The following is a 13074-nucleotide window of genomic DNA, read 5'->3' as shown; positions in this document are numbered from 1 at the left end:
AAAGGGTTTTCAAAGACCTTTCAAAGCCTTCTCTCATTTTTACGCTCAAATTCCAATTTTCGCTCTTTTTAGCTCTTTTTTACAATTTTAGGTGTCAAAATCTATTTTGACAAAACGCGCATTTAATACTAAATTTTATACATAAAAACAATAAATTACCACCTATTCCTCGCTAATCCCACCTCTTCCCACTTAGTACAAAACCTACTGTCAAACTACAACAGGTTTTGTACCAATTTATTTTTTTTCAAAGAGTTTTTAAGGGGGGCTCAAAGGGTCTTCAAAGACCTTTCAAAGGTCATTTAAATCTCTTTAACGAGTCTTTTTTTCTTCTCTTAAAGGTCGCAATTTTTGATGATCGGTCATCAGCTGGAATCGTATTATAGGAATCACATTATTTGAGAAGCAGCATGCATAAAATGCTATGCTTTCTTTTAGCATAAACTGGCGTGATAGCTTTTTGTTTTTCTGGCACGTCATTAAAAAACAAAAGAAACTTTGAAGAATTCGGTCAAGTTGACCAAATTGTATTTCAATTTAATCTAGTGGACAAACACGAATAATATGGCCGTCGGGATCTTTGATGAGAAAGGTGCGTAAATATATCAGTATAGGGTTCCTTTAAGACATTTATCTCAATGGTAGTTTGCGCTTGCCATTCTGCATAGAGCTTATCTACATCTTCTCCAGTAGGCAACATAATGCCAATTTCTGAAAAACGGGGCACATTTTCCTCAGGCATATCACCCCCAGACTAGAGTGCAAAGAGTGCCTCACCCGAAGAAGCAAATGCAACATAGCGTGGCGAGATAAATACAGGCTCTTTCTTGAAGATGAATTTGTAAAAAGCAGTAGAATACTCTACGTTTGATACGTATACCAACTGTAGATTTGGGATAACAGGATAAGTAGGAATATTACTCATAAATTCTCCATGATTTAGTAGCTGTTGCTTGATACAATATACCTATTAGAGGATATTTCAACAAGAGTTTGTGATGCTTCCCTTCGCAGTGTGCTCTATTTATATGTTTCTACTCACTTATTGCTCAAAGCTGCTACTACATAATTTTCTCTAACCTAATTTTGCCACTAATGTAAGCAGTAGCTGGTATGATAGGATTAACAGATTTTAATTTTTATGATTTCTCGTTTTTTTAATTTTCTGCTGTTAAGATTCAATCTAACAAACAATACATAAACGATAAATGTACGTAAAATAGCGGGTTATCACACATTCCTTTTTCATAAGTCTCTTTTCCACATAATAAAAAAATACTCTCAAATTATATCTAGACAATCTATTGATTTATAATAGTAATTTATCTTTTTGTATGTTGAATGATAGTCTCGAATATTTTAAAATTTTCTTATTCATCTTGAATCAATCAGAATTGTTTTTTGTGCCTCATAAGCAAGGGAAATAAGAACTATTAAAAAAATAAAAATGCTCTTTGTAGACTACTTAAAGACAAAGATTATCGCAAAATTTTGAGCGCGCAAACAAAATGATGATGATGCCTTGCACCCTCATAGGGGTAAAGATGATAGTGCACAGTGGGTTGTGTATTATTTTGCACGTCTTGCCTGAATATGTGCTAACAATCCTAATGTCGAGCTATCGCGTTTATCTGCTTTGTTTTCTCCGCGGAGTATTGGTAACAATTCATTTGCTAATTCTTTGCCAAGTTCAACGCCCCATTGATCAAATGAATTAATATTCATCAAAATACCTTCGACAAAAATACGATGCTCATAAAGTGCAATGAGACGACCGAGTGCAAAAGGCGTCAATAAATCCTGAACCAGCATAATACTGGGGCGGTTTCCTTGAAAACTTTTGTGAAGTGCTAAATTATCTGTCTCACACTCAGCAATTCCATTTTTTACAAGAATACGCCGAGCATCTTCAACACTACGTCCTTTCATCAAGGCCTTTGATTGCGCTAAACAGTTTGCTACCAACATGTCATACATAGGATATAAATCCTGCTCATGCCCTTTTACAAATAAAACAAATTCTACAGGAATAACATCTGTTCCTTGATGCAAAAGCTGAAAAAAGGCATGTTGACCATTTGTCCCTGCATCACCCCAAACAACAGGACCACTGGAAAAAGTTAATGATTTGCCATCCAAAGAAACTTGCTTACCATTGGATTCCATATCAAGCTGTTGCAAATAAGTTGGAAAGCGCGCTAAACGCTGTGCATAAGGAATAATAGCACGTGATGAGTAACCACAAATAACACGATGCCAAAACCCTAAAAGCGCAAATCGAATAGGAATATTTTTATGTAAGGGTGCCGTTTTGAAATGTTGATCCATATGCTGAGCACCATTGAGAAATTGACGAAAATTCTGACCGCCTATTGCCAACATTACAACAAGACCAATGGCTGACCAAATCGAATAACGTCCTCCAACCCAATCCCAAAACCCAAAAACTCTTGAAGAATCTATGCCAAATTCTGCCACTTTATCAAGCGTACTCGAAACAGCAACAAAATGCCTGTCAATAGCTTCTTCCCCTAAATGGGAATAAATCCATTGACGTGCAACTTGAGCATTTGCTATCGTTTCAGCTGTGGTAAAAGTTTTAGAGGCAATAATAAACAGCGTTGTTGCAGGATTCAAAACAGCAAGAGTATCAGAAATATGTGCACTATCAGCATTGGAAACGAAATGACAATGCGGACCATCATGATAAGGTTTTAAAGCATATGTGACCATTGCAGGTCCAAGATCAGATCCACCAATACCAATATTCACAATATCAGTTATCTTCTCACCACTGCTTCCCTTATAGCTGCCATCACGTACCATTTCAGAAAATCGTTCCATACGAGTAAGAACATCCTGAATATCTTGAACAATGTTATGACCATCCAAAATAAAAACTTCGTCAGCAGGCAAACGCAATGCAATATGAAGAACCGAGCGTTCTTCAGTTGTATTAATAGCTTTACCGGAAAACATTGCCTCACGCCTGCCTAACACATCTGCTGCAACAGCTAAATCATCGAGGAGGTGTAACGTTTTAAATGTTACGCCACATTTCGAAAAATCGAAAAGGAGATCATCAAACCTTAAGGAAAAATGGGAAAAACGCTGTTCATCCTGTATGAAATGCCGACGAATATCATAGACTCCATCCTTTGTGGCATGCGCTCTTAAAGCTTTTAAAGCTGCCCAAAAAGCTTTTTCGTTTCGAGTTGACGAGCCATCTCCCATGGACTTATCCTACATGGTTATTGACAATAAAATCTTGGCATAAACAATAATAAAACAGCCAATATCTCCTTTATCGCAATTAGTTGTGCTGCTCATAGACATAATGAAGCGGTGCAAAACACGCAAAGATAAAACCAGAAAACGACATTTTTAAAACGAAAGTAAAAAAAATTATCAAATCTTCCCTATCAGATAAATCACTCCACTTGGCTGAGTTCTCTTGTTAAGCGTAGTGCTTCTTCAGATTTTGGTCTCACAAAACGTCCAAGGAAAAGATAAACAACCGGTGTGACATAAAGAGTAAAAACAGTTGCTAAACCTAAACCACCAACGATAACCCAACCTAAAGCTATACGCGCCTCTGCACCAGCACCTTTAGCTAAAACCAAAGGAACACCCCCTAAAATAGCACAAATCATCGTCATACAAACGGGACGAAGACGAATATTAGCCGCTTCTTCTACAGCTTCACGCACACTTTTCCCTTGATCACGTAATTGATCTGCAAATTCAACAATAAGAATACCATTTTTAGCCATAACTCCAACCAACAAAATTAAACCAATTTGACTGTAAATATTAAGACTAACTCCACTTAAAAGCATAGCGATTACAGCACAACCAATCCCTAATGGTACAGTCGCCATAATAATAAACCCTGAAACAAAACTTTCAAACTGCGCGGCCAAAACCAGTAGAATAATTACAAAGGCAATTCCAAAAACAATCATAAAATTGGAAGATGTTTCATCAAGTGTAGCAGCCTCTCCTAAAGGAACAATATAATTTCCTTCTGACAACAAAGGAGCAGCAATTTTCTGCACAGTCTGATAAGCGCTTCCTAAAACAACACCTGGAGCAATATTTGCGCTTAAAATAACAGCATTCATGCGTTTTTCGCGTTTCAATTGAGGCGCAATGGCTTTTTCATGCAAGTTCGCAATAACCGATAAAGGAACATATTGATTACCTTTGGTTTTTAAAAAAATATTTTCCAAATCATGAGGATTATTAATAGGATACTTACGCGAGGTTAATTTAACATCATAAGAATGGTCATCCACATAAACGGAACCAATCTTTTTCCCATCCAACATTGCTTGTAATGTATTGCCCAAATTGGTGATATCAATTCCTAAATCAGAGGCTTTTTCTCGATTAATTTCAATAAAAAATTGCGGTTGTGTTGCATCAACAGTAAGCCGTGGGCGAATGAAATGTGGATCAGCTTGCAAAGCATTAACAAGCTTATCAGCAATCGGCTGTAATTTTGTGTAATCATTTCCAAGAATTGCAAATTGTAATCCTTGACCAGTTCCTCTAACACCTAAAGAATTTCCCTCTGCTGCAAATACAAAAACTGCTGGAAACTGTTTCACCTTTGCATTAACATCTTCCACAATCTCTTGTTGACTACGCAAGCGCTTATCCCAAGATGAAAGTAATAAAATCAGAAAAGCAGTATTGGATGAACCACCAATACCAGCAATAGAGTAACTGTTAGCAATCTCTCCAGAATCACGTAATGGTTTTAAGCTCTCTTCAATTTGTTCTACCTGCTCATTGAGATACTGTGTTGAAATACCCTGTGGTCCATTAATAACCAAAAAGATAAGGGCTCTGTCTTCTGCAGGCGTCAATTCTTGTTGTAGTTTCATATAGCCCCCCACACAAAGGCACGCGAAAATAAGCGAAACAAAGACAACAGTCCATGGTCTTCCTAAACATTTATGCAAACTATAGCTATAGCCCTTACTCAAGAAAGAGCCTAATTTGTGCAGAAAATTAAAATGACGCGCTCCTCCTTCATTGTCTTCAATATGTTCCTTGAGAAAACGTGAGGCCAACATAGGACAAAGAGTTAAAGCAACAATCGAAGAAAGCAGAATAGAAATTGCCAACACAAAACCAAATTCTCTAAAAAGTGCTCCAACTTGTCCAGGAAGGAAAGAAATCGGCACAAAAACAGCAACGAGAGTCAATGTCGTTGCTAAAACAGCAAAAAAGACTTCTCGTGTTCCCAGCACTGCTGCTGACCTAGGGCCCCAACCCATATTACGCCAACGAACAATATTCTCAAGAACAACAATAGCATCATCCACCACAAGCCCCGTTGCCAAAACAAGCCCTAAGAAGGTGAGAATGTTCAATGAAAATCCTACAAGGTAAATGGCAGCGATTGTACCAATCAAAGCGACAGGAATAGATAAAGCAGGAATAAGTGTTACACGAATATCTCTAAGAAAAAGAAAAATAACCAAAATAACGCTAAGAATAGCAATAATTAACGCAACCTCAACCTCATGAAGTGCGCCCTTGATGAAAGTAGCGTCATCACTAATAATGTCTATATGTACCGAAGAAGGAACAACACTTTTGAGATGATCGAGAACCTCTCGAATACCTTGAGAAATATTAAGGGTATTGGATTGTGCTTTACGCACAATCCCCACCCCAATTCCTGTCTTTCCATTAACACGAAAAATAACCGTTTCTACATCGGGTGATAAAGTAACATGCGCAACATCACCAAGGTGCACATGCGGTTTTAAGACAACTTGTTCAAAAGCTTCCGGTGTTGTCAAACGCGCAGTAGCGCGTACAATTAATGCCTGCTTAGAATTGCGTAATGACCCCACTGGCACATCCGTTGTCATATCAGCAAGAACACGTGAAATATCTGCCACGGTTAATCCGTAGCTCGCAAGCTTTGCTTGATCGACATCAACCTGAAAAATCTTCGTGCGTGCACTTTCAACTTGTACATCACCAACGCCATCAACAGCAGAAAGTGCATCAACAATTTGATCGTTTACAACCGTTGTTAAATCATCAACACTCATTGTTGGTGAAGTTACAACCAAATACATCATCGCAGCAGCATTCGAATCTGCTTTAATGATCATAGGTGAATCGGCATTTTTTGGTAAAGAGTAAGCAATGCGAGAGAGAGCATCGCGAATGTCAGATGCTGCAACATTCAAATCAACACCAACATTAAAATTAACTTCCACACGCGAACGACCAAAAGAAGAACTTGAAGAAATCGTTTTAACACCTGAAACACGAGAAACTGTATCTTCTATAACTCTTGTAACTTCTCGATCAATTGTTTCCGCTGATGCACCAGAAAAAATCGTCATAATTGTTGTCACCGGAGTATCAACATCCGGTAATTCACGTACATCAACATTCAACCACGCAGCAATCCCTGCAATTACGATCATAGCGTTCAAAACAAAAGTGAAAACAGGCCGGCGAATAAATAATGCAATCATACCGCCCTGCTCTGCCTGTGCTATAGGCTGTTTCGTGCTCAATTCTTGACTCATTATATATCCTGCCCACGAGGTACTGATAATTGCTGTTGAGTGGACTGTGGAGTATCAATAGTAACCTTACTTCCTGGATAAAGCATTTGTACTCCCTGAATGACAACTTGATCACCCTTTTCTAGGGATGCTTTCACAAATACCTGATCTTCTCTATGCTGAATAATTGATACTGGTATGTGCTCTACTTTTCCCTCTCTCACACGCCAAACAAATGATCCTTTACTGTTCCATTGAACCGCAAGTGGATTAACGACAGGGAAAGAATCACCGCTGAATTGAAATGCAACAGAAAAAGACATACCAGACATGAGAGTCTCTTTTTCATTCTTAATTTCAACTTGAACATGAAGTGTACGGCTTTCTGGATCAACAATATTGTCAATGGCATAGATGTTGCCAACAAAAGTCCTGTCTGGTTGTGCTGTTAATGTTGCAGTCACTTCATCTCCTTTATGAAGGCGTGGCGCATATCGCTCAGGAACCCACACATCAACCAAAATACGTTCTCTATTCTCAATCCGACCTATTACAGTGTTAGGAGCAACAGCATTGCCCTCATCAATAGATAAAATACCAACAACTCCGCTGATCGGCGCACGAATTGTTCGCCGATCAAGGTCTAACTCAGCATTACGCAAAACCAAATTTGCGTTATCCAACTCTAAGCGTGCAGTAATTTCCTGAACCTCTGTTGCTGTTTTGCTAGCACGTAATGTAAGAATACGCGAAAGTGTTAATGCACTATTATCACGTTGTACTTTTGCTTTCGCAGCTGTTATTTCTTCCTTTTTAGAATCAAGCTTTGCAATCACATCACCAACTTGTACTTTTGTGCCAGCTGATACAAAAAGTTTATCAACAACACCTGACGACCAAGGGGTTAACTCCACCGAAGCTAATGCTCTTCCACTACCAATCGTATTCAGTTGTTCGTAAAAATCTTCGACTTTAACAAGATCAACAACAACATTTGTTGGCGGTCTTCCCGTTGACGCTTTTGAAGCTTCATGCGATGCATTTGTTGTTTTCTCAACTATAGGAACAAGTCGTTCTGAACTATGCTTTCCCTCCCAATAAGCAAGCATACAAATGACAACGAAAAACACCGGTAGAAAGATCTTTTTTAACAACCCCATACATCTATCCTTACTATAATATTCAAATTTGTCCGAAACAGTCTTCAAAACGAAAATCCGAGTTTCGTACAAAAATCGAATTGCAGGTCAGGTAGTGTATCTTATCCCCCCACCGCAAAAAACTATCTCATCGCTCCCTGACTAACTCTCGCAGATTAAAGCGTCAAGTTAACTATCGTTCATATTGAATTGTCAAAATAGCAAACAATCTAGCACATAGAAATCCAACTGAATCTAAGAATATACTGTACACTTTGAAAAATGTATCATAAGCGAAGTGATAAATTTTTCATTTTTACTAAGTTTCACTTGCAATTTCTCAATGAAACGATTAGGAACCCTTTGTCTTGTTAATATGAAAAATTAAAAATTTTTGCACCCGTAGCTCAGCTGGATAGAGCACCAGACTACGAATCTGGGGGTCAGGAGTTCGAATCTCTTCGGGTGCGCCACACTCTTATCTCTCAAACTTAAGTGTTCTCGCTGTTTGCAATCCTCCAGAATATCCAACGCGATCACTTGTACAAAATTTAGATAATTTCGATATTTTATTCTATTTAAAATGCTTCTGAGCCTCTTGCTCATCATCTGTCTGCTTTTTCAATAAAGACCAATAGCAATAAATTCTTCTCATCCAACTTTTGTATTCTTTCTTGCATAGTAATAATCGACTTTTACGATGTTTTACCTTATTCCTATGTGCTATGGGTTCTATTGTCCTATTATAGGACCTACACTATATAAACAAAAGCCAAGTTTAAAGAATTTTGCTATGCCTAAAACAGACCTTGAAATTGCTCGCACTGCTCAAAAGAAAGCCATCACTGAAATTGCGCAAAAAATTGGTATTGCACATGAAAATCTCATTCCTTATGGACATGACAAAGCTAAAATTTCTTCTGCATACATAAAATCGCTCAGCCAAAAACCAGATGGCAAACTTATCCTTGTCACGGCTATCAATCCAACCCCTGCTGGAGAAGGAAAAACAACAACAACCGTTGGACTGAGTGATGCTCTCAATCTTATTGGAAAAAAAACTATAGCAGCCTTGAGAGAACCGTCTTTAGGCCCCTGTTTTGGTATAAAAGGTGGGGCTGCTGGAGGTGGTTACGCTCAAGTCATACCGATGGACGACCTTAATTTACACTTTACTGGCGATTTCCACGCCATTACAGCCGCTCATAATCTTCTTGCGGCAATGATCGATAACCATATTTACTGGGGAAACACTCTCAATATTGATCCACGCCGCATTGTTTGGAAACGAGTCCTTGACATGAATGATCGCGCATTGCGTGATATCGTCATTTCATTGGGTGGGATAACCAACGGTTTTCCACGTCAAACAGGTTTTGATATTACTGTTGCATCAGAAATTATGGCACTTTTTTGTCTGGCCAAAAATCTAGAAAATCTTACGCAAAGACTCAAAAAAATTATTGTTGCTTATCGTTATGATAAAACGCCCGTGACAGCTGCTGACCTCAATGCAGAAGGTGCAATGACAGCTCTTCTCAAAGATGCTATGCAACCCAATCTCGTACAAACAATTGAAAATAACCCTGTTCTTGTCCACGGAGGACCTTTTGCCAACATTGCTCATGGCTGTAATTCAGTTATAGCAACAAAAACTGCCTTGAAACTCGCCGATTATGTTATCACAGAAGCAGGATTTGGAGCCGATCTTGGAGCAGAAAAGTTCTTCAACATTAAATGTCGACAAGCGAATATTGCACCAGATGCTACAGTGATTGTCGCAACAATTCGCGCATTAAAAATGAATGGTGGTGTGGATAAAAATAACCTCGAAAAAGAGAATATCACCGCTTTACAAAAAGGAGCTGCCAATCTTTTGCGACATATCAAGAATATGGAACATTATGGAATCCCTTGTGTTATCGCTATCAATCATTTTGATACCGATAGCGATACTGAAATCCGTACGTTACAAAAAATAGTTGCAACAACCGGACACAAAGCTTTTCTCTGCAAACATTGGAAACAAGGGGGAAAAGGCGCCGTAGAACTTGCACAAGAACTCGTTACCTTAATTGAAGAAAAAAATGCCTATTTTAAATTTCTCTATCAAGATGACCTTCCGCTCATTGAAAAAATTAATTGCATTATAAAAAATGTATATGGTGGACGCGGTGCTATCATCGCAGACCCTATTCTCAAGCAGCTTGAATGCTGGGAAAAAGAAGGATACGGTGCATACCCTATCTGTATGGCGAAAACACCCTATTCTTTTTCTTCTAATCCCACACAATACGGTGCCCCTGTTGATTTTGAAATTCCTGTACGAGAAGTTCGCCTCTTGGCGGGAGCAGGCTTTATTGTCGTCATTTGTGGAGACGTTATGACCATGCCCGGCTTACCACATCATCCTGCTGCTGAAAGGATTCAGCTCGATGAGAATGATGAGATTCAAGGGCTTTCATAAGCTCAGACTTGCAAACCCAATCATTCATGACGGAAAACACCTTATAGCAAAAAGAATAGAATTTTTAAAAGCGATGTAGACAAACGCCTCATTTGTGTGATATAGATTCTGTATTGTGTGTCCTTTTTGGATAAAGGAGACAGGGTTTTTTCCTATTATTTAAACACTGAAACAAAGCAGGATAAATAGTGCAAGTACTCGTTCGTGATAATAATGTTGATCAAGCGCTACGTGCGCTGAAGAAGAAGATGCAGCGTGAAGGAATCTTCCGTGAAATGAAGATGCGTGGTTATTATGAAAAGCCATCGGAAAAACGCGCGCGGGAGAAGGCTGAAGCTGTTCGTCGTACACGTAAGCTTGCTCGTAAACGTGCACAAAGAGAAGGCCTTATTAGCAATGGTCGCACCGCTGCTGTGAGGTAGTATTTTTTCACTTTTGTTACAGAGTGATAAGACTTCTTTTTTATCTATATAGCTTCTTGGTTTTATTGTTATTGATTATCCTGCTAGTGTGCTATAAAGCCGCGCTACTAGTGTTATGGACAAAATACCTCAAAGGCATGTGTTTATGTGATGTTGTCAGTGGGGTTTTTGTTTTTGATTTCCTTTGTTCAGTGTTGTTTGATGTATCTGTCATCCGAAATGATAATTGATTCTTTATCTAAGCAATGGGGGGCATTTGCTCTTCGCTATTTTGAGTAATAGATAAACCATCATTTGAAATTGTTAAGGACGTCTGTTGCAGTACAAGATGTATTGTTTGTAAGGCATTCTGTCGTTGTCTCTCATATAATTTTTCCTTTGCCAACAAATCCTATAGATTTTTTTATCTAGATTAAAAATCCAATATCTTTCAAGTTCTCTGTTCTTATCGAACTACAAAGCAATCAAACTCTGTGACTTTCAATGTTTTATAATTATCCGGAATTAATACATGCTCTTGTAGCCTGATCTGCTTATTTAACGTACTATGCAGTATTACCAATTAATAAAATCATGGTGTTCTATGAAAAAACTGAAAATTCTGTAAGAAGTATTGGCATTGTAAGCCACTATCTTTACATTTGTGAAGCCATAAACAAGCCCTATGATATATTTTGATCTCCTCTCAATGTTTCTCATGCTTTTGTATTAAGACAATTCATAAGAGGCATTTTACTTCTTTTGTAGACGGTTTTTTGTTCACACGCCGATCCCACTTGTGACGTGCAAGAAAATGATTTTCATTGATTTAGTATAAGATAGTTTGAAATGAGAGAATCTTACGCTATTGGGGGGATTAACTCAAGTTGCAAAATGATGAATTATCATTATAAATCAATGCACTGTATCAATTGTAAAACATTGCTTTTAAGCCACACGCCAATCCCTTCAATGGCCTATCCTTGAACAATTTTTTGATCATAATACGCGTATAGGTGTATCCAAGATTCAGAAAACAATCAAATAGATAGCCATATACTTTATTTACTACCATCTGTCATACAAAAGCCGACACAGCTCGCAAAGCACTCAACCGTCTCAATACTTACCTCAAACATGAAACTGCATGAAAACTGGAGGTTGATTTGCAAGCCTTCCCTCTAAAAAGCAATTAAAAAATTCAAATTTCTGTCTTACTATCTCGTTATCCTTGCAGCAATTTTTTCATTGTTTAGATCTCTTTAACCAGCGATATGCCATAGCTTTAAGCAATTTTCGATCCTATCTTCTAAATCTTAGATTGCTAATATATAGAAACGAAGAGATAAAGGGTTTAAGTGTGCAACATTCTATTCTGTTTCGATTTTCAGTTCTTATGTCATGTATCTTAATAGCAGGAGTCTTTGTATTCAGCTCACCTCGTTTTTTGCACGCACAAACATCCAATCAAAATTTAGGGCAAAATTTAGGGCAAAATTTAGGACCAAGTGGTTTACCACTCCCACGGTTTGCTTCGATTAAACCCACTCGTGTTAATGTGCGTATCGGACCAGGAAGCAATTATTCTGTCATCTTTACTTACAAAAAACAAGGATTGCCTATTGAAATCATCCAAGAATACGATCAATGGCGTAAAATTCGTGATGCAGAAGGCGATGAAGGGTGGGTTTATCAATCGCTTTTATCAGGAAAGAGAACCGCTATAACTATTCCATGGCAAAAAGATAAAACAAAAAGGCTGATGCTACGTAAAAACCCCGCAGATAATGCAGAAGTTGTTGCAGAAGTAGAGCCTAATGTCATTGGTAATATCCGCCAATGCGACGGATACTGGTGCGAACTAAACATTAATAATAGGCGCGGATGGCTTCAGCAATCCCAGTTATGGGGAATCTACCCTGATGAAAAAATAAAAGGGTGGTGAACGTTTAAATCAACAAACTTTAATCTTTATTCCTTATTGAACTCTCTGAATCCCTATAATCTGCTCAGTTTTTGGGTTTCAACCGAACTATCAAATCAACATGCGAAATTTCCATACCCTCTGGTGGTTGAGGCAAATTCCCAATAATAGGAGCCTCTTCCAAATCACAAGGAATATCAAGAATACGATTTTCACCTTCTATATAAAAATGATAATGATCAGATGTGTTTGTATCAAACCAAGTCTTCGAACCTTCTACGGCAATAATCCGTAGCAACCCCGCTTCCGTAAATTGATGAAGCGTATTATAAACAGTTGCTAGAGACACAGGCACACCCAACTTTACTGCCTCTTCATAAAGCTCTTCAGCAGCAATATGGCGATTGCCTTGAGAAAAAATCATATGAGCAAGCTCTAGCCGCTGACGTGTTGGCCGCAAACCATTTTGACGCAAACGTTTCTCTAACCTAGATATGGAATGATAACGAACAACCTCCCCACAGTCCTTCGCAAACCGTTCTTCTGCTTCATCAAAACCTAAACTGTCTGCGCCCACTAACATGTTACAAACCACAAA

At 38.3% G+C, this 13074-nt stretch carries 7 protein-coding genes and 1 tRNA gene; 4 read left to right on the top strand and 4 right to left on the bottom strand.

All coding sequences use genetic code 11. The annotated features are described in order from the left end of the window. Positions 1 to 1569: 1569 nt before the first annotated feature. From pgi to ABD915_RS01965, 3 genes are all read right to left on the bottom strand, one after another. Positions 1570 to 3234, bottom strand: a complete 1665-nt coding sequence (gene pgi / locus ABD915_RS01975; protein ID WP_345114403.1) for a glucose-6-phosphate isomerase — start codon at positions 3232 to 3234, stop codon at positions 1570 to 1572. Positions 3235 to 3431: 197 nt separating this feature from the next. Beyond that, the gene (locus ABD915_RS01970) at positions 3432 to 6566 is read right to left on the bottom strand and encodes an efflux RND transporter permease subunit (protein ID WP_345114401.1); all 3135 of its coding nucleotides are present in this window, start codon (positions 6564 to 6566) and stop codon (positions 3432 to 3434) included. Then, positions 6566 to 7705, bottom strand: coding sequence for an efflux RND transporter periplasmic adaptor subunit (locus ABD915_RS01965; protein ID WP_345114398.1), 1140 nt, complete (start codon positions 7703 to 7705; stop codon positions 6566 to 6568). The genes ABD915_RS01970 and ABD915_RS01965 overlap by 1 nt, the downstream gene beginning before the upstream one ends. 375 nt (positions 7706 to 8080) lie before the next feature. Between ABD915_RS01965 and ABD915_RS01960 the strand changes: the two genes are divergently transcribed. The 4 genes from ABD915_RS01960 (at position 8081) to ABD915_RS01945 (ending at position 12497) form a co-directional block, all read left to right on the top strand. Beyond that, a tRNA-Arg gene (locus ABD915_RS01960) sits at positions 8081 to 8157 on the top strand. 320 nt (positions 8158 to 8477) lie between these two features. Beyond that, positions 8478 to 10151, top strand: a complete 1674-nt coding sequence (locus tag ABD915_RS01955) for a formate--tetrahydrofolate ligase (RefSeq protein WP_345114395.1) — start codon at positions 8478 to 8480, stop codon at positions 10149 to 10151. A gap of 188 nt (positions 10152 to 10339) precedes the next feature. After that, positions 10340 to 10573: a 30S ribosomal protein S21 gene (gene rpsU, locus ABD915_RS01950; RefSeq protein WP_345114392.1), complete on the top strand. Its 234-nt coding sequence runs from the start codon at positions 10340 to 10342 to the stop codon at positions 10571 to 10573. Positions 10574 to 11912: 1339 nt separating this feature from the next. Continuing rightward, entirely contained in the window at positions 11913 to 12497 is a 585-nt protein-coding gene (locus tag ABD915_RS01945) for an SH3 domain-containing protein (RefSeq protein WP_345114389.1), read from the top strand. Positions 12498 to 12561: 64 nt separating this feature from the next. Here the strand turns inward: ABD915_RS01945 and irrA are convergent, their stop codons facing one another. Continuing rightward, complete coding sequence (irrA, locus tag ABD915_RS01940; RefSeq protein WP_345114447.1) at positions 12562 to 13059, bottom strand: iron response transcriptional regulator IrrA; 498 nt, start codon at positions 13057 to 13059, stop codon at positions 12562 to 12564. Positions 13060 to 13074 lie beyond the last annotated feature (15 nt).

It is taken from the genome of Bartonella jaculi, assembly GCF_039543045.1.
GTDB classification, from domain to species: domain Bacteria; phylum Pseudomonadota; class Alphaproteobacteria; order Rhizobiales; family Rhizobiaceae; genus Bartonella; species Bartonella jaculi.
The sequence above is the reverse complement of the archived record's forward strand: the minus strand, read 5'-3'. Positions and strand labels throughout refer to the sequence as shown.